Below are 17250 nucleotides of genomic sequence, written 5' to 3'. Positions count from 1 at the left end.
CGCCCCTGGCAGCATGGACCGCGTCCGGCCCACGGGAAGCACAGGGAGCACGGGGAGCACGGGGAGCACGGGAAAGCCTTGTGATCCGGAGGCCCTCGTGGTCCGGGAACCTTCCCCGCCAAGAGGAGCGTGTCCGCCATGTCGCTCGAGTCCCTCAAGTCCCGTATCCCCGACTACGCCGGGGACCTGACGCTCAATCTGGATGCGGCCATCGGCGCATCGGACCTGCCGGTCCAGCGGCTGTGGGGCACGGTGCTGTCGACGGCGATCGCCTCGCGCTCGGCCGTCGTGCTGCGTGAGCTGGAGCCGGAGGCGAAAGCGGTCCTGTCGCCCGAGGCGTACCGGGCGGCGAAGACCACCGCCTCGGTGATGGCGCTGAACAACGTCTTCTTCCGGACCCGCCACCTGTTGTCGGACAAGGAGTACGGCAGCCTGCGCGCGGGCCTGCGGATGAACGTCCTCGGCAACCCGGGCGTCGACCGGGTCGACTTCGAGTTCTGGGCGTTCGCGGTCTCCGCGGTCAACGGCTGCGGCCTGTGTCTCGACGCGCACGAGTCGGTCCTGCGCAGGGCGGGCGTCGAACGCGAGGTCGTCCAGGAGGCGTACAAGATCGCCGCGGTGATCCAGGCCGTCGCCACCACCCTGGACGCGGAGGAGGCCCTCGCGGAGTGACTCCCGAGCAGCTCACGAGCAACTTCCGAGCGATTCCGCGCGCGCCGTTCCACGGGCGATCGCCCCTCGATCTTCGCCCTTCACTCCACCGGTGGGGCCAACGGGACCGGCGGGGCCAACGGGACCGGCGGGGCCAGCGGGACCGGTGGGGCCAGCGGGACCGGTGGGGCGGGTGGAGCCGATGAGACGTGCGGAACTGGCGGCACGGGGTGGGTCGTGGCCGCCGACACCGCCGTGGCGCCCCGCGGCTTCGGGGCGAAACGCGCGGCCGGCTCCTGGGCGTACGCGCGGAGATACACCACGACGGTGTTGGTCACCGCGACCAGCGGTACGGCGACCACCGCACCGCCGATCCCCGCCACCATGCCGCCGGTGGCGACCGCCAGCACCACCGCGAGCGGGTGGACGCGGACCGCGCGGCCGAGGATGAACGGCTGGAGGATGTGGCCCTCGATCTGCTGCACCGCCAGAACCACCACCAGCGTCAGGACCGCCGTGAACACGCCCTGCGTGACCAGCCCGACGACCACCGCGAGCGCCCCGGACACCACCGCGCCGACGAGCGGGATGAAGGCGAACAGGAAGATGAAGACGGCGAGCGGCACCGCCATCGGCACATCCAGGAAGTAGATGCCGAGGCCGATGAAGACCGCGTCGATCAGTGCCACCACCACCGTGCCGCGCACATACGCCGTCAGCGTCCGCCACGCGGCCGGTCCGGCGCCGGCGACCCCCGGACGGGCGGCGGCGGGCACCAGCTTCAGCGTCCACTCCCAGATGCGCTTGCCGTCGTAGAGCAGGAACAGCGTCGAGAAGACCGCGAGCAGGACGCCGGTGAGTGCCTCGACGACGACCGTCACGCCCTCGAGTCCCGCCGAGGTGATCTGCTCGGTGTTGGCGCCGACCGCCTCACGCAGGTTCTTGGCGATGTCGTTGATCTGGTGGTCGGTGACGTGGAAGGGGCTGTTGAGCAGCCAGATGCGCAGCTCGTCGATGCCGTCCTGGATCTGGTCGGAGAGGGTGTCGATGTTCTCCATGACCTGCCAGGTCACGAACCAGCCTATGAGGCCGATGATGACGAACCCGAACAGCGCGGTCAGCGCCGTGGCCGGTCCGCGCGGCAGCCCGATCTTCCGCAGCCGGGTCACCGTCGGCTGGAGCATCGCCGTGATCAGCAGCGCGGAGACGAAGGCCAGCACCACGAGCTGCACGGCGCCGATGACCCGCATGAGCACCCAGACCGTGCCCGCGAGCACCAGCAGGCGCCAGCCGGCCTCGGCGGCGACCCGTACTCCCCAGGGCACGGCCTGCGCGGGGTCGGGGCGGGAGGGGACGACGGTGATCGGGGCGGGTGCGGTGCCCAAGGCCGTCGCGGGTGCGGGCGCGGCCGCGGGGGCGTGGTCGCCCGGCGGCACGGGCACCCGGTCGGCGGGCTCGGAGGCGGTGACATCGGGTGCGTCGGGTCCGGCGGCCGGGACGGGCGTCGCGCCGGGCTCGGGGCCGTCCCGGCTCTCCCGTTCCATCGCGGCGCGGCGTTCCTCCAACCGCCTGCTCGCCTCGGTCAGTCCGGCTCCGATCCGGCCGAGCCATCCTGGCACGTGCGACATGATGCGTCCTTTTCCCCCGGTTCTCCTCATCGCTCCCCCTACTTTCCCCGGGGTCGCCGATCAGACCGTACAGGGCGAAAGCCCCACACCGTAGGACGGTGCGGGGCTCTGCCGAGGTTGAGCGGGGCTGGTACCGAGCAGGGCTCTAGTACCAGTTGTTGGCCTGCCAGAACGACCAGGCGCCGCAGGGGCTGCCGTAGCGGTCGTCCATGTAGTTGAGGCCCCACTTGATCTGGGTGGCCGGGTTGGTCTGCCAGTCGGCACCGGCCGACGCCATCTTGGTTCCCGGCAGGGCCTGGACGAGACCGTAGGCGCCGGAGGAGGGGTTCACAGCCTTGTAGTTCCACGTGGACTCGTGGTTCACGATGTTGCTGAAGCACTGGAACTGGTCGGCCGGAATCATCTGCCGGGCCATCGCCTGGACCTCGGCGACGCTGTACGAGCTCTGGACCGCGAAGTCGGAGGCGGACGCGGCGGCCGTCTTGGAACGGCTGGCGGCCTTCTCGGCCTCCTCGCGCTCCTTGGCTTCCTCCGCCGCCTTGGCTTCCTTGGCCGCCTTGGCTTCCTGCTCGGCGGCTTCCTGCTTCTTGGCGATCGCGGTATCGGCGGCAGCCTTGCGGGCCGCTTCCTCCGCGTCCTTCTTGGCGCTCGTGTCCGCGGCGATGGCCATCGTTTCGGCCTGCTGCGTCAGGGAAGCGGTCTGCACCTCGACCTGCTGGCCCGCGGGGATGTCCGCGAGCAGCGTGGTGCCGGCTGCCGTCGCCTCAAAGTCGTTGTTGGTCTGCGCGGTACTGCCCGACGCAACGCCGATGACGCTTCCGACAGCGGTGACCGCCGTGGCCGAAGCCACTGCGAATCCCCGGACCGAAATCCGGCTCACACGGTTTCCTTCCAGCATCGACCGCTTCGATGACCCTCGCGGACGCAATCGTGCCCCTGGCACTGGCCTCCCCAACTCGGGTCACGGAAGGCACGGGCCCGGTGGGCAACTCCCGAACGGGAGCGCCGCGTGGTGCTCGGGCGACATACGACAACGCTATGGAGTTGATGCTGGTACTCATGTGGCGCCCCACCGCTGGGGGTAAGGCTGTGTCGTATGCGGGGCCTGACAGGAGTGAGACTCTGCCGTAATACGGAGCCGGGAGGCAATTCCCTCGCGGGTGTGAAAGCTCACATCCCGTTTGGCCCAGGCGAATACCGGAAAGCCGCACGCACGCCGACGCCGCCCGGCTAGGCTCTTCGCCTTTCCGGACGGCGCCAACTACCAGACAGGGCAGACCCCTCAGACCGCCTCGGACGTCTCGGATCACCCAGACGCCTCAGACGGCTCAGATCTGCCCGTCCTCCAGCATTTCGGTCACAAGGGCGGCAATCTGGGACCTTTCGGACCGGTTCAGGGTCACATGGGCGAAGAGCGGATGTCCCTTCAGTTTCTCGACGACGGCGACCACTCCGTCGTACCGGCCCACCCTGAGGTTGTCCCGCTGGGCGACATCGTGGGTCAGGACGACCCGCGAATTGGCGCCGATCCGGGACAGAACGGTCAGCAGTACGTTCCGTTCCAGCGACTGGGCCTCGTCCACGATCACGAACGCGTCGTGCAGCGAGCGGCCCCGGATGTGCGTGAGCGGCAGGACCTCCAGCATGCCGCGCGCGGTGACCTCCTCGATGACCTCACGGCTGGTGACCGCCGACAGCGTGTCGAAGACGGCCTGCGCCCAGGGGCTCATCTTCTCGGCCTCGCTGCCGGGAAGATAGCCGAGCTCCTGCCCGCCCACCGCGTACAACGGGCGGAAGACCATCACCTTCTGGTGCTGACGGCGCTCCAGTACCGCTTCCAGACCCGCGCACAGCGCCAGCGCAGACTTGCCGGTGCCGGCCCGGCCGCCGAGGGAGAGGATTCCCACGTCGGGGTCGAGCAGCAGGTCGAGCGCGATCCGCTGCTCGGCACTCCGGCCCTTGATGCCGAACGCCTCCCGGTCACCGCGCACCAGACGGACGTTACCCTCGGGGGTGACCCGGCCGAGCGCCTTGCCGCGCTCCGACTGGATGGTCAGCCCCGTGTGCACGGGCAGGTCGGCCGCTTCGGGCACGTAGACACGGCCCTCCTCGAAGAGGATGTCCACCTGCTCGCCGGGCAGGGTCAGTTCGGACATTCCGGTCCAGCCGGAGGCGTCCGTGACGGCGAGCTCGGCGCGGTACTCCTCGGCGAGGAGTCCCACGGAGGACGCCTTGATCCTGAGCGGGAGATCCTTCGACACGACGGTGACGTCGAATCCCTCGGCCTGCAGATTGCGGGCGACCGCGAGGATGCGGGTGTCGTTGTCCCCCAGGCGGTAGCCGCTGGGCAGCAGGCTGGGGTCCGAGTGATTGAGCTCGACACGCAGGGTTCCGCCGAGGTCCCCGATCGGGAGGGGAGCATCGAGACGGCCGTACCGCACCCGGAATTCGTCGAGCAGGCGCAGTGCCTGCCGGGCGAAGTAGCCGAGTTCGGGATGGTGCCGCTTGGCCTCCAATTCCGTCACCACGACGATGGGAAGCACGACCTCGTGCTCGTCGAAGCGGCTCAGGGCGTTGGGATCGGCCAGCAGGACGCTGGTGTCGATGACATAGGTGCGCCGGTCGGGCTTGTGGCGCTTGGTGCTGGTCACCACGGAAGGACGTACCCCCTCGGAAGAGGTCGGGGAGCGACGGAGCGGAGTTGGACCGGTTGACGGCGCCGATGCACGGGCCGAGAACCGGCCCTCCGCTGCTTCGTCCGTGCCGTGACCGCACGGTCGGGCTGGTGCAAAGGGCCTCCCGGGCGGACGGCCCCGGGCCGTCCGCTGAGATCCGACACCCGTGGTTCGGGTGTCGACCTGTCTGACTTATGCCCTCGAACCATCGCGCCCATGCCCGAGCGCTCGGCGGCGCCCGGATGAACTCCTCGCTACGTCCGTTCCTCCGAACGGCTCACCAACCCCACCCGGGCACCGCTCGGCCGCCGAACGGTGCCGCGGCCGTGACCTCAGCCGCCGAAACGCCGGTGGCGGGCCGCGTAGTCGCGCAGGGCGCGCAGGAAGTCGACCTTGCGGAAGGCCGGCCAGAAGACCTCGCAGAAGTAGTACTCCGAATGCGCGGTCTGCCACAGCATGAATCCGGACAACCGCTGCTCGCCACTCGTACGGATGACAAGGTCCGGGTCGGGCTGGGCGCGGGTGTAGAGATGACGTCCGATCATGTCGACGTCGACGGCCTCGGCGAGCGCCTCCATCGAGGTGCCCTTCTCGTGGGCGTCGAGAATCATGGAGCGCACCGCGTCGGCGATCTCCTGGCGACCGCCGTACCCGATGGCGACGTTGACCACTATGCCGTCGACCTGCGCGGTGGCCGTCTCGGCCTCCTTGAGGGTGGTCTGCATCCCGGCAGGCAGCAGGTCGGGGGTGCCGACGTGGTGCACCCGCCAGCGGCCGTCGGCCGCGAGACTGCGTACGACGTCCTCGATGATGCCGAGCAGCGGGACGAGTTCGGCCTTCGGCCGGTCGAAGTTGTCCGTCGACAGCAGCCACAGGGTGACCACCTTGACATCCGTCTCGGAGCACCAGCCGAGGAACTCACCGATCTTGTCCGCGCCGACCCGGTGGCCGTGGACGGTGCTGGAACCCGAGGCCTTCGCCCAACGGCGGTTGCCGTCCATGATGACGCCGATGTGCTTCGGCCCCTGAGCGTGGTCCAGGCGGCCTCCCACCCGGCGCGTGTACAGCCTGACCAACAGGCCGCGCAGCTTGTCGCGCAGGTTCACGTGATCGTCAGCCCCTCCGTACGGATCGGACAGGGACGGCACTCGCCACGGTCCACGCCGTGCGGCCCGGTACTCCTCGGCCGCGGGCGGACCCTGTCTCCCTGTGGCAGTCCCCGGGGGCGAAGCCTACCCCTGCGGGGGCGGGGGGCCTCAACGTCGGGGGGTGACCGGCGGCACGCTCGGGGCTCGCTCGAGGGTCTGCCCGGATGGACGCAGGGGGCGCCCCGGCTCCGGGCAGGGGCCCACCCGATGACCGCCTGAGGCTGGGACGGGGAGCCGCGGCCGGACCAGCGGACGCCGGCAAAGAAAAACGGGCCGGTCCGTGGGGGGGATACGGACCGGCCCGAGGGGGGGAGTTCCACCATAACCCTTCGTGAGTGATGCTGCGTACATCGGCGTGCCACAACTACTCTCCGAAATCGTCCGGCGACGCCCCGACGGCCACGGAAGCACGCATTCCGGGCATCCCGGTGGCCGAAATGCGACGGTTCTTCCCGGAGGAAACGGGAAATAGCAGGTTATCCCGCCCGCGGTGACGCGGCACACCCTCAACAGGACCCCGCCACGACCACCCTCCCGGCCGTCCCCCCGACGGGTGACCCGGCGAGGAACGTCCACTTGACCCGCAGCCGAGTCGGCGGCCGGGCGGCGGTTCGAGCGGCAGTTCCTGGCCTCTCCTGCGCCGGGGAGCACGCCGGTCGCCGAGGTGGTGGCCACGATGCTCGGCGCGCACGCCCAGGTGCTGTCGGCGGCCGAGGTGTCGGTGGGGTTGCGCAAGTCCGGCGCGACGCGGGCGGACGTACGGGCCGCGCTGTGGGAGGACCGCTCACTGGTGAAGACGTTCGGCCCCCGCGGGACGGTCCACCTCCTCCCCACCCACGAACTGTCCCTGTGGTGCGCCGCACTGAGCGCGGTACCGACGGGACCGAGCGCTTTCGCCCCCGGCGCCCGGCTCACCGAGGAGCAGGAGCGCCAGGTCGTGGCGGCGATCGGGGACGCGCTCGACGGCACCTGTCTGACGATGGACGAGCTGAGCGAGGAGGTCGTGGCCCGCAGCTGAGCGAGGAGGTCGTGGCCCGCACCGGCCCCTGGGCGGGCGATCTGATGATGCCCGCGTTCCAGGGCATGTGGCCGCGCTGGCGGCAGGTACTGCACCGGGCGGGCTGGGCAGGCACACTGAGCTTTGGACCCCACCGCGGCCGCAAGGTCACGTACACCCGCCCGCCGGCCGTCGACACCGTGACGCCCTCTGACCCCGACGAGGCACTGAGCACCCTCATACGCCGCTACCTGCACGCCTACGGCCCCTCGACCCCGCAGCACTTCGCCAAGTGGCTGGCCTCACCGACGGGTTGGGCGGTAAAGGCGTTCCGGGACCTGGCGGTCGGGGGCGCGATCGAGGAGGTCGGGTTCGAGGGCAAGCCCGGCTGGTGGGTGACGGCGGGCGATACGGACTTCCCGCAGGACCGGGGCGGGAAGCGGAACCAGCCCCCTCCCCGGCCCGCCGCCGCCGGTGGCGACGCCGCCGGTCGGCTTGGGTGCGGAGAAGGGAGGCGTGTCCGGTCGGCACGTCGTTCCGGCCGGCGGGAGGGTGCCGTCGACCAAGTAGCGGCCGGTGTACCTGTTGACGCAGCTGCTGGGGTTGAGCAGTGCGGTGTGCCCGTACCCGTTGTGGGTGAGCAGGCGGGCGTTGGCCAGTTCCTTGGCCATGGCCTGCGCGTTCGTGTAGGGGGTGGAGGGGTCGTAGGTGGTGCCGACCACCAGGACGGGGTGTGCCGTCGGCTTGTTCCACGGACCGCGGTAGCGGTCGGCGGCGACCGCGGGCCAGGTCGAACACCCCTCGGTGGCCCAGGTCCAGAAGCGTCCGGCGTCGCCCGCACGGGCGGCGGCGGCCTCCTCCAGGCCGTGGTAGACGTTCGGGTCGCGCGGATTGGGACTGTCGCCGCACAGGACCGCGGCGGCCTGTTCCTCGCCCAGGTACGGATTCGGATTCGGGACCGCGGGTGAGGGCGGGAGCGGGGACGGCTTCGCGACGCGTCCCTGCCACAGGTCCTGCAGCCTGCCGGCGAGGTCCGTCCATCCGGGGTGGACGACGTAGAGGCTGTTCACCACGTCGGCGACCGTGCCGGCATAGGTCCACGCGCCCACAGGATGTTTGCGGAGCTTCTGCATCAGCTGGTCGAACTTGTCCCGGGTCGCTTCCGGGCTGCCGGCGGAGAAGGCGCAGCGGGCGGTGCTGGTGGACCCGCACAGGGTGAGGAACTGGTCCAGGGTTGCCGCAGCGGTGCGGTCCGAACCCATGCGCAGGAAGGTCGTGAGCCGGGGGTCGTCGTCCGACGCGTGGTTCGTCCAGGCCTGCGGGTCGATGTTGCTGTCGAGGACCATGGCGCGGACCTTGTCGGGGAAGAGGTTGGCGTAGGTGGCGCCCAGGATCGTGCCGTAGGAGATCCCTTGGTAGGTGAGCTGTGACTCCCCCACCGCCTGGCGGAGCTGGTCGAGGTCCCGAGCGGTGTCGGTGGTCGACACGTGGCGCAGAAGCTCGGGGTCACGCTGCTCACAACGCCGGGCCAGATCCTTGTAAGCGGCGATGAAGGCCGCCCGCTCCTTTTCTCCCACCGGGAAGCCCGCCGCTTTGCTCGCACTCCAGTCAGCGGCTTCCTTGGGACTCGCGAAGCAGTTCACCGCGGTGCTGCTGCCGATCCCGCGGGGGTCCCAGCTGATGATGTCGAACCGCTCCCGCACCTCGCGCGGGGAGCGCTCGTAGTTCTGTGGCATCTGCACCGTTCCGGGCCCGCCGGGGCCGCCCGGGTTGAAGAAGAGGGTGCCGATGCGCCGGCCGGGGTCGGTGGCCTTCCGTTTGACGACTGCCAGCTCGAGGGTGCGACCACCTGGGTTGTTGTAGTCCAGCGGCACCTTCGCGGTCGCGCAGTCGAACTCGCTGCCCGGAACGCACGGGCTCCAGTCCAACTTCGGGGCGGGCACGGAAGGTGGGGGCATACCGTCGGCTGCGGCGAGGTCCTGCCCGGTCAGTGTCGTCGAACAGGTCACCAACGCTGTGATGACCGCGGTATGACGTCGGCGACCCGCTCTGAATCCGCGTATAAGAGGCATGGGCGTACTCCGTCCCTCTCGCACTTCGTCGCTGAACGCCCGAGGCCCCAACCAATGCCCTGGGCCTCGGCACGCGTCCGTGTCAACGACACAGCGATCCGGCAGTGCACGCGAGGCAGTGCGGCCGAACGAGCGAATTACCCCGGCCCGGCGATACGCCTGGTGATGACCAGTCCCACCGGCCCTGCCCCGGCAGTGCGGATCTGCGCGACGGTGAGGAGGAGGGTGTGGTTCAGCGGTTGATGGCCTGGATCTCCTGTACGACGACGTCCTGGGTGGCGCCGAAGGTGCCGTCGGGAAGGTCACCGCCCGCGCCGCCGGTGCCGGTCCACTCGATCTCCCAGGTGACCGTGGCCTGGAGCGGGAAGGCGCCCTCACCCGAGGACCGCAGGTACTTCACACCACAGGGCGGGTCCTGCTCCGCCTTGCCCCTGGCGTACGGCTCCCCGATGCGTCCGCCGTCGATCTCGCAGACACCGGACGCCGGAAACGTCTCCGCGTCGGGCGTACCCGGCTCGATCTCCAGCGACACCGGCACCGCCGTGGCCGTCGCCTCAATACCGATCACCGGCACGGACGCGGTGACCGAGACCGGCCTGAACTCCGCCCCGTCCAGCCACGCCCACGTCGGAAGATTCACCTTGGCCGCCCCGGCAGGAGCCAACGTCACCTCCGTACCCGGCACACGAATCTCGGCATAGGCAAGCTCCGCGAGAACCTCCGGAGTCACCGCATTCTCGATGCCGGCCGGCGGAGGATCGCCCTGGTCCACCCAGAAGTAGTCCTCGTCACAGGAATCCCAGCCCGGGGGGTAGCTGTCGTTGACGTAAGAACCCCACCAGTGCCCCTCACCCGTCTTGTCCTTGTTGAAATCCTTCTCGGGTTCGTCCGGGTCGAGATACTTCTTCCGCTGCTCGGCGTCCCATTCATGCCCCGTCGACCCGGCCTCCCAGATCGGCTCCAAATACTTCTGCAACTGCTCCGGCGTGTACTTGGGGGCATACCAACAGGGCGGCGGCGCCCACGACGTGGACGACCTCAACACCCCCGCAGAACCATCACGCCCATTCTTCGAACGATCGAACACCACCCCACCCACAGTGACCGAAACAGTGCCGTCACCACCGACTTCGGCACTCTGCTCCGACCCGTCGCGCGTGCCGTTCTCCCCACGCCCGCCGGCAAACGCCACAGGCGCCATGAGCATGGGAATGGAAACTAGTGCGGCAAGAGCCGCGACCCTTACTGCCTTCCCTACGGCTGGCACTCCTTGCTCCCCCGGTTCGACGCGACATCGGTGGTTTGCCAGACCCCATCAGCACGCTTTTCGAGCTTGGTGTTGTAGAGGACGTAGCTGTCTGCCGTCGTCGGCGTATCCTCGACTTTCCCGGTTTTCTTGTTCTTGATGAACGAATCGCTTTCGTCGGAGCAGTAGGTGACGTAGGCGCCGTTTTCCCCAGACAGGCTCACCTTGTAATCGAAGTACCGAGTCTCACCAACCCAGGTGTCGTCCTTCTTGACGTATCCGAGCACATAGGTGATCGAGCCGCTCAGAGCCTTCTCGGTGTTGTAAAAGCCGAGCGCCTCGGTGTCCGCACTTCCGACGAAGATCGCTTCATCGACAGAGTTGACGCTCAATGCGCTGTCCGCGAGAACCGCGTCCTTCACAGGATCGCCCGTCTCCTCGTACTCGAAAATGTTCTTCGCGTCCGAGGGAAAATCGATCTTCGGGCGCCCCTCGGCGGCCGGGGCCGGTGATGCGCTCGGCGGAGCCGACTTCCCGCCCCCCGTGTCCGCGCCCGCGATCTTGTCGCTGTCCTTGTCCTCGGCGGAGCTGCCTTCGTCACTGCTGCCGCAGGCGGAGAGCGTCAGGGCTGCGGTGGCGGTCAGCGCGAGCGCTGTGAGCAGGGTGGGGCGGCGGTTCACGGTCGGCTCCCGGTGGGGCGAGGCGTCTCTCGAGCGAACCAACGCTATCCAGCGATGCGTAACGACACCAGAGAGAAGAGTGACGACTTGCCGGGCACATCCGGCCAAACCCATCGCCACCCAGCCCACTTGGAACGGACCCGTTACGCAAGCCGGCACCACCGATGTTCCAGTCGTCACCGTCGGCCAAAGGCGTTGTCACAGGAGGGCGCTAGGTTCACTGCTCATGGGGCCGACCGTGGCGCACTCGTCGCCATCTTTCCCCGTATCAAAGAGTATTGACGCTTCGTCAGGAGTTGTTGCCATGAGCATGGAAGCCACCTTCGCGGACTTCTCCGTCCACCCGGCCCGGCTGGCCAACGCCGAGGTTCGGCACGAGGACGGCCGGTTCGCCGGGTCCCATCTGGCGCTCGGTGCGGGCGGGTCCGTGACCATGGAGTTCGAGGTGGAGGATCCGGCGGACATCGCTCAGGCAACGCTCACCATGACCGCCCTCGTCTCCAAGCTCGGCCCCGCGCCGGGTTACGCCCCCGTCGACGTCCTGCTCCAGGGGGAGGCGCTGGCCGAGGGACTCACCGTGCCCGGCGGCGGCGACCTTCCGCAGGACAACGTCTTCGCGGTGCCCGGACATCTGCTCAAGGCCGGTACCAACACTCTGGAGATACGCTCCTCCGCCAAGGCCCGCAGCATGTTCTGGCTCTACCGGATCACGCTGGACCCTGTCGGCGAGCGCGGCCGCTCCGAGCGTGCGCGGACCGCGCAGGCCGCTCAGGACTCGGTCTTCACGTACCGGACCGAACGCCGCTGCGCCCATGGTTCCTCGTCCCGCTCCTGGGAGGCGGCTCCCCGGCTGCTGTTCCACATCGACCGGGACGAGCACTCACTGCCCGCGCAGCTGGGCTGGCAGGGCGACGACGGGACCGAGGCGGCCATCAGTTTCCAGTCCAACATGTCGGACTTCCACGGCGTCCACCGCACCGCCGACGGTACTGCGTACGAGTACCGGGGCCGTCTCACCGGCAGGTGGCCGTACGCGGAGGGCATGCCGAACGCCCCGGTCTCCGGCTCACACCGCCTGCACCGCTTCCACACCGAGGAGGGCTGGGGCGGCGGCTGGCACCGTTCCCACGACCTGCGGCTCCTGGTCGACGACGGCGGCCCCGCCCCCGCAGAGCGGGTGACCTGGCGCGACCAGCGCGGCAACTCCGGCGTGGCCGTGCTGCACACGCTGTCGCACGAGGTCGAGGCAACCGGTGTCGAGGCGAGCGACGAGTTCGAGGAAGCGGGAGAGATCGCGGAGAACCTCATCGACGAGTCCCGGAACAAGTGGCTGGCCGGTGACGACGTCGCGCTACTCGACTTCACCCTCGCCCGTCCCGCCGCCCTCACCTCGTACACCCTGACGTCCGCGAACGACTGCGCCGAGCGTGACCCACGCGACTGGACCCTCCTCGGCTCCCACGACGGCGATGCCTGGACGCCCCTGGACGTGCGCATCGGCGAGCGGTTCACCGACCGCTTCGAGACGAGGGAGTTCTTCCTGCGCCCCCACGCCGACATGCCCGCCTTCCGGTTCTACCGCCTCGACATCACCCGCAACTCCGGTGGCAACGAGACCCAGCTCACCGGGGTCCGCTTCATCGAAGCCCCCGCAGGCAAGGGGTTCACCGGCTACTACCAGCGCTACAACGAGGGCCCCATCGGCTACCGGGGTACGCCGGTTCCCTCCGCGTCCGCCGGCCTTCCGGCGCCTCGTCTCGCCTCGGACCTGGACGCCGCCGTGGCGAGCCTGACCGAGACCGCCCAGTCCCTGGCCGCCCTTGCGGCCCGCCTCCGCAACAACTGACCATAGGGGGAAGAAACAGAAGGGGCGGGAGTGGTGATGGCGGCATGGCGGGACGGGCGTGGGGTGTTGGTCGTGCCGGGTGACGAGGGGCGGCCGGACGTGCGCGTGCCTCTGGAGATCGCCGCCTCCTACCGTGCCCGCACCAAAGGGCTGTTGGGGCGGGTCTCGCTCGACGGCGCGCTGCTCCTCTCCCCTGCCAACAGCATCCACACCTTCCGTATGCGCATGCCGATCGACGTCGCCTATCTCGACCGGCGTCTCCGCGTCATCGCCGTACGCACCATGCCGCCGGGGCGGCTCGGGCTGCCGAGGGTGCGGGCACGGCATGTCCTCGAGTCCGAGGCCGGGGCGATGGCGAAATGGGGGTTGCGGAGCGGAGTGCGGGTGACCGTGGTGACGAGCCCTCCCGACCCCGATACCGGGCAGGCGACGCCCGCCACGCCGCGCGCCTAGAGTCTTTCGTTTGAATCGGGCCGGATCAGGCCCTGGCCGCGGCAGCCGCCCGGCAGTTCACGAGCGGGAGCCTTGAGGGCCGCCGGCCGCGTACGCACGTGCGCCGCCCCTGGGGAGAACCGCCCACATCCGGGTCCCACCACCCGGCTCCCGCGCGTCCCCGAAGCCCCACTCCCCCGCACAGGCCTTGACCACGCAGGCCAGCACACGGAGCGCCGCCCGGCGTCGGGCGTCGCAGGCCGCGAGCAGCCGGGGATGCGTGTGGCGGGGGTGGGCGTCGTAGAGGACCACGCGGAGGGTTTCGTCCCGGTACCGCAGGGAGACGTACACCTCGGCCGAGGGCGCCAACCGGCATGAGCAAGCGGCCAGTTCACCCACCACCTGCACCGCCGCGTCCATCACGTCGTCCAGGCCGTGGGCCCGCAGGATCGTCCTCGTCGCCGAGCGGGCGATCGCGGGGCTCCGCGGGGCGGCGGGGAGCGTGAAGCTGTAGGCAAGGGTGTCGGGGGCAGGCGGGGCAGGCGGCCGGTCGACGGGCGCGGCGATCGGACAGAGGGACGAGGGTTCAGGCATGACAACTCCCGAGGACTGACGACTGATTGCTGCTTGCTGCTTGCTGCTTGCTGGTCTGTGACGCGGTCCGGCCGGTGGCCCGTCTCCCTGACGCGGGCACACCCCTCCCAGGGCAGGAGGGTGCGGGTGAGCTCGCGTAATGCACTTCCAAACGTCACGGATCGCGACTACTGCATCGCCGACAGTAGACGGCGGTAGTGGCAAATTGCCACTCATCAGCTGAATTTGCCACTCATCTGGGTGGACCTACCGAACCGACAAGGGGCAGACTGACGCCGCGACCATTGGAGGAAGTGACAGATGCCGCCGAGGGCAACGCCCACTCAACGCCAGCGACGACTGGGCGCGGAACTACGGAAGATGCGTCTCGCAGCAGAGGTGTCGACGGAGTACGCCGCCGGGCTGCTCGGCCTCGATCGGGCGAAGATCTCCAATATCGAGGCAGGGGTCCGGACCATCACTCCCGAACGTCTGCGGACCCTCGCGTGCAACTACGACTGCCGCGACGAGGAATACGTCGAGGCCCTCGCAGGCATGGCCGGCGACCGGACTCGGGGCTGGTGGGAGTCGTATCGCGGTCACCTCCCCGCAGCACTGCTGGACATCGCCGAGATGGAGTGGCGAGCCAGACGAGTCCGGGGCGGACTGACCCTGCATGTGCCGGGCCTGTTGCAGACCGACGCCTATGCACGCAGGCTGTTCGTCGCCGCCCTGCCACCGTTGTCACCGGCCGAGATCGAACTGCGAGTGGCGCATCGCATGCAGCGTCAGCAGGTCCTGCATCGGGAAGCCCCGATCACGTACGTCGGCTACGTGCACGAGGCCGCACTGCGCGTCGAGTTCGGTGGCACGAAGACCATGCGCGCGCAGCTCGACCACCTCTGCGACCTCTCGGAACTCGCGAACATCGACGTGCGGGTGATCCGCTTCAAGGCCGGAGCCTTCCCCGGAGCCGGCCAGGGTCTCACCTACGCAGAGGCGGCAGTACCTCAACTCGACACGGCGGAACTGGACTCGGCTCACGGACCCGAGTTCCTTCACGGCCAGTCCCAACTGGCCAAGTACCGCGCGCACCTGGACTGGATGGAAGAGGCGTCGCTCTCGCCAGCCGATTCACGCGATTTCATCCACACCATCGCCAGCGACCTCTGAGGAGCACCCCATGGCAGACATCACCTGGGAAGAACCCTTCTGCGCCGAGGGCGCCAACTGCTTCCGCATAGGCACCGACACCGACGGCAACGCCTACATCGCCGTCGCCGGCCAGGAGGACACCCCCCTCACCGACACCCGAGAAGCCCTCCGCAACCTCATCCTCGAGATCAAGGCCGGCAAGGCCGACCACCTTCTGTAGGCCGCTCGGATGGTGGGACCGGCAGAGGTCGGCGACCCCATCGGGCGGGTCGACAGCTTCGGTGGGCTCCACTTCCCAGCCGGGACAACCCATGTCGAAAGCGCGGGAGCGTCCCCGTCGACGGGGCCCACCAGAGCGGAGGCGGTGCCCAGGACCCGGCACACCGGCAACCTTCGCCACCGCGTTCCGATCTCGCACTGCCGGGCGCGGTAGTGCCTCCCGGTCACGCCGAGGACAGCTGTTCTGCTATCTCCTTGACCCAAGCGGCGGTCTTCGCCGGGTCGTTGAGAGAGTCCGCCCACTCGTCGGGGGTCAGCCGGTGGTGGGTGGGGCCTGCTTTGAGAGCGATGAGGAGGGCTCTGGCCGAGTCCCGCATTTCGGCTGCTGTGTCGCCGCTCCCCTGGATGTCAGCACCCGCCGCCAGTCCGTAGATTTTACGCGCCATGGCCTGGCGTTCACCGTTCTCCACCTTCTTCCAGAACTTCAGGCCCTCCTTCAGCGCATCCTCGCGGGAGGCGGGCTCCGCCGGGGTCTTTCCCTCCGCCGCCCAGCGTTCGGGGTGGCGGGCCCCGTCGTAGCGCTTCTTGCCCGCGCGACCCGCCCTGTAGGCGGCGACGCTGAAGATGAGGCCGGCCGCACCCGCGGCGAGGCCCCAGCCGACCGGGTTGCTCGCCAGCCCGGCTGCTCCCGCTGTGGCGGCGACCGCCGTCACGATGCCGCCCGCCGCTTTGGTGGTCTCGCCCACGGCGGTGAACGCCTGCTTGCCCATCTTGTTGCGCTGCTTGCCGAGCGCGTACGTGTGCACCGTCTTCATCGTGTTCACGTCGTCTTCGGCGCGCTGGAGGTCCCTGGCGGCGTCACGGGCCTCACCCATCGCTGCCAAGGCCGCATCGATGGCCTCGGAAACGCCCTCCAGCCGGTCCTCTCCCTCGTTGTCCCAGGAGCTGTCCAGCCCGACGTATGCCTCGGCCGCGGCCCAATTGGCGTCGATCCGCGCCTGGTTCAACCGGGCCAGTGCGTCCTCGGCGATGAGGTCGGGCTTGTCGAGCCCCTTCAGGGAACGGTATTTGCGGGCCGTCAGCCCAAAGCGGCTCGCGGCACGGCCGCCCTTCACCATGCCGACGACACTGGAGCCGATACCGCTCGCCTCGGCCGCTGTCATGGCGTGCGCCGCCTTCTGGGCCTTGGTTAGCTCCTTGGCGATACCGAGGACGTAGTTTCCCGCGCCGGCGGCACCGACGACCGCGTCGGTCGTTTTTGAGGTGGACTTCTTGTCCGCTGTGTGGAAAGCGGCCCCGTTCTTGTGCTTCTTGGCGTCCTTTCTGGCTTTGGCCGCCTCCATGCCACTGAGCACGGTGCCGGCGGTCTCCGTGACGAGGTTCTCCGACGCGGCGGCGGTCCCCGAGGAGCCGGTGGAGTGTTTGAGGCCGTCGTTGACTGTGGCGGAGGCCTGCTGGGAGAAGCCCGCGTTGGCGGGGGCATGGACGCCCTTGACGAAGGTGTCGATCAATTCGAGATTCTTCTTGAGCCTGTCGAGGATCGCGGCGATCCGGTCGCGATAACTCTTCGATCCGGCGGCCGCGTTGCCGTTCTCCGGTGCCTTCCCTTTCGCCGTGCCCCTGGCGCGCTGCACCGCCGCGGTCGCGGCTCGGTTACCGGCGCTGGACTGGATCTCCAAGAGGGCGCGCTCCGCCGAGTTTCCAGACGGATTCCCTGCCCGGCTCCGGTCCCGGCGCTGCAGGGTCGACGCCAGGGAAGCCGCGGACTGCCGAGGTGAGGTGCGGTGGACCGGGGTGCTCATGGACGTACCTCTCCTGTGCCGGACCGGGCGAGGGGAGAGTAACCAGGCATGGCCAACAGAAGGGGAGCAGCGGGGAAACGACGCGCGGATGGTGCGGAACGCGTTGTGGTGGATTCAATCGGTCGT

Annotated in this window: 14 protein-coding genes and 1 pseudogene; 6 read left to right on the top strand and 9 right to left on the bottom strand. The window is 69.2% G+C overall.

Annotation, left to right across the window (positions count from 1 at the left end; translation table 11 throughout):
• Window positions 1–138 precede the first annotated feature (138 nt).
• Window positions 139–672: an alkyl hydroperoxide reductase gene (locus tag ACFPZI_RS36645; RefSeq protein ID WP_381371483.1), complete on the top strand. Its 534-nt coding sequence runs from the start codon at window positions 139–141 to the stop codon at window positions 670–672.
• Window positions 673–752: 80 nt separating this feature from the next.
• Here the strand turns inward: ACFPZI_RS36645 and ACFPZI_RS36640 are convergent, their stop codons facing one another.
• The 4 genes from ACFPZI_RS36640 to ACFPZI_RS36625 form a co-directional block, all read right to left on the bottom strand.
• A complete protein-coding gene (locus tag ACFPZI_RS36640; protein ID WP_381371482.1) occupies window positions 753–2279 on the bottom strand; it encodes an AI-2E family transporter in 1527 nt (508 codons plus the stop codon).
• Between the two features lie 145 nt (window positions 2280–2424).
• Window positions 2425–3159 carry an aggregation-promoting factor C-terminal-like domain-containing protein gene (locus ACFPZI_RS36635; protein WP_417801266.1) on the bottom strand — a complete coding sequence of 245 codons (735 nt, stop codon included), beginning with the start codon at window positions 3157–3159 and terminating at the stop codon, window positions 2425–2427.
• A 448-nt stretch (window positions 3160–3607) separates the two neighbouring features.
• Entirely contained in the window at window positions 3608–4933 is a 1326-nt protein-coding gene (locus tag ACFPZI_RS36630) for a PhoH family protein (protein ID WP_381371480.1), read from the bottom strand.
• A gap of 353 nt (window positions 4934–5286) precedes the next feature.
• Window positions 5287–6060 (bottom strand): isoprenyl transferase, encoded by a 774-nt coding sequence (locus ACFPZI_RS36625; protein WP_381371479.1) that lies wholly within the window; start codon window positions 6058–6060, stop codon window positions 5287–5289.
• 667 nt (window positions 6061–6727) lie between these two features.
• Here ACFPZI_RS36625 and ACFPZI_RS36620 point away from each other — a divergent pair.
• Window positions 6728–7521: pseudogene (locus tag ACFPZI_RS36620) on the top strand (DNA glycosylase AlkZ-like family protein); the annotation flags it as partial.
• Here the strand turns inward: ACFPZI_RS36620 and ACFPZI_RS36615 are convergent.
• The 3 genes from ACFPZI_RS36615 to ACFPZI_RS36605 form a co-directional block, all read right to left on the bottom strand.
• A complete protein-coding gene (locus tag ACFPZI_RS36615) occupies window positions 7402–9108 on the bottom strand; it encodes an alpha/beta hydrolase (RefSeq protein WP_381371478.1) in 1707 nt (568 codons plus the stop codon). The pseudogene ACFPZI_RS36620 and the gene ACFPZI_RS36615 sit on opposite strands and share 120 nt — an antisense overlap.
• A 295-nt stretch (window positions 9109–9403) precedes the next feature.
• Window positions 9404–10438: a hypothetical protein gene (locus ACFPZI_RS36610; protein ID WP_381371477.1), complete on the bottom strand. Its 1035-nt coding sequence runs from the start codon at window positions 10436–10438 to the stop codon at window positions 9404–9406.
• Complete coding sequence (locus tag ACFPZI_RS36605) at window positions 10426–11097, bottom strand: hypothetical protein (RefSeq protein ID WP_381371476.1); 672 nt, start codon at window positions 11095–11097, stop codon at window positions 10426–10428. The genes ACFPZI_RS36610 and ACFPZI_RS36605 overlap by 13 nt, the downstream gene beginning before the upstream one ends.
• Before the next feature lie 304 nt (window positions 11098–11401).
• On the opposite strand from ACFPZI_RS36605, the gene ACFPZI_RS36600 reads away from it, so the two are divergent.
• Together ACFPZI_RS36600 and ACFPZI_RS36595 are read left to right on the top strand one after the other, a co-directional pair.
• Window positions 11402–12943, top strand: coding sequence for an alpha-1,2-mannosidase (locus ACFPZI_RS36600; RefSeq protein ID WP_381371475.1), 1542 nt, complete (start codon window positions 11402–11404; stop codon window positions 12941–12943).
• Between the two features lie 36 nt (window positions 12944–12979).
• Complete coding sequence (locus ACFPZI_RS36595) at window positions 12980–13396, top strand: DUF192 domain-containing protein (protein ID WP_381371474.1); 417 nt, start codon at window positions 12980–12982, stop codon at window positions 13394–13396.
• A gap of 57 nt (window positions 13397–13453) precedes the next feature.
• Here ACFPZI_RS36595 and ACFPZI_RS36590 read toward each other — a convergent pair whose 3' ends face one another.
• The gene (locus ACFPZI_RS36590) at window positions 13454–13969 is read right to left on the bottom strand and encodes an ATP-binding protein (protein ID WP_381371473.1); all 516 of its coding nucleotides are present in this window, start codon (window positions 13967–13969) and stop codon (window positions 13454–13456) included.
• 300 nt (window positions 13970–14269) lie between these two features.
• Here ACFPZI_RS36590 and ACFPZI_RS36585 point away from each other — a divergent pair, with 300 nt between their 5' ends.
• On the top strand, window positions 14270–15121 hold the full coding sequence (locus ACFPZI_RS36585; protein WP_381371472.1) for a helix-turn-helix domain-containing protein: 852 nt from the start codon (window positions 14270–14272) through the stop codon (window positions 15119–15121).
• A 10-nt stretch (window positions 15122–15131) separates the two neighbouring features.
• Window positions 15132–15323, top strand: a complete 192-nt coding sequence (locus ACFPZI_RS36580) for a hypothetical protein (RefSeq protein ID WP_381371471.1) — start codon at window positions 15132–15134, stop codon at window positions 15321–15323.
• Between the two features lie 223 nt (window positions 15324–15546).
• On the opposite strand, the gene ACFPZI_RS36575 is transcribed toward ACFPZI_RS36580, so the two are convergent.
• Window positions 15547–17001, bottom strand: coding sequence for a hypothetical protein (locus tag ACFPZI_RS36575; protein ID WP_381371470.1), 1455 nt, complete (start codon window positions 16999–17001; stop codon window positions 15547–15549).
• Between the last annotated feature and the right edge of the window lie 249 nt (window positions 17002–17250).

It is taken from the genome of Streptomyces chlorus (assembly GCF_042655885.1).
In the GTDB taxonomy this organism is placed as follows: domain Bacteria; phylum Actinomycetota; class Actinomycetes; order Streptomycetales; family Streptomycetaceae; genus Streptomyces; species Streptomyces chlorus.
This window is presented reverse-complemented; position numbering and strand designations above follow the sequence as displayed.

Coding starts and splice junctions, on each gene's coding strand:
- ACFPZI_RS36645 (WP_381371483.1), top strand. CDS start 139: ATGTCGCTCGAGTCCCTCAAGTCCCGTATCCCCGACTACGCCGGGGAC.
- ACFPZI_RS36640 (WP_381371482.1), bottom strand. CDS start 2,279: ATGTCGCACGTGCCAGGATGGCTCGGCCGGATCGGAGCCGGACTGACC.
- ACFPZI_RS36600 (WP_381371475.1), top strand. CDS start 11,402: ATGAGCATGGAAGCCACCTTCGCGGACTTCTCCGTCCACCCGGCCCGG.
- ACFPZI_RS36595 (WP_381371474.1), top strand. CDS start 12,980: ATGGCGGCATGGCGGGACGGGCGTGGGGTGTTGGTCGTGCCGGGTGAC.
- ACFPZI_RS36590 (WP_381371473.1), bottom strand. CDS start 13,969: ATGCCTGAACCCTCGTCCCTCTGTCCGATCGCCGCGCCCGTCGACCGG.
- ACFPZI_RS36585 (WP_381371472.1), top strand. CDS start 14,270: ATGCCGCCGAGGGCAACGCCCACTCAACGCCAGCGACGACTGGGCGCG.
- ACFPZI_RS36580 (WP_381371471.1), top strand. CDS start 15,132: ATGGCAGACATCACCTGGGAAGAACCCTTCTGCGCCGAGGGCGCCAAC.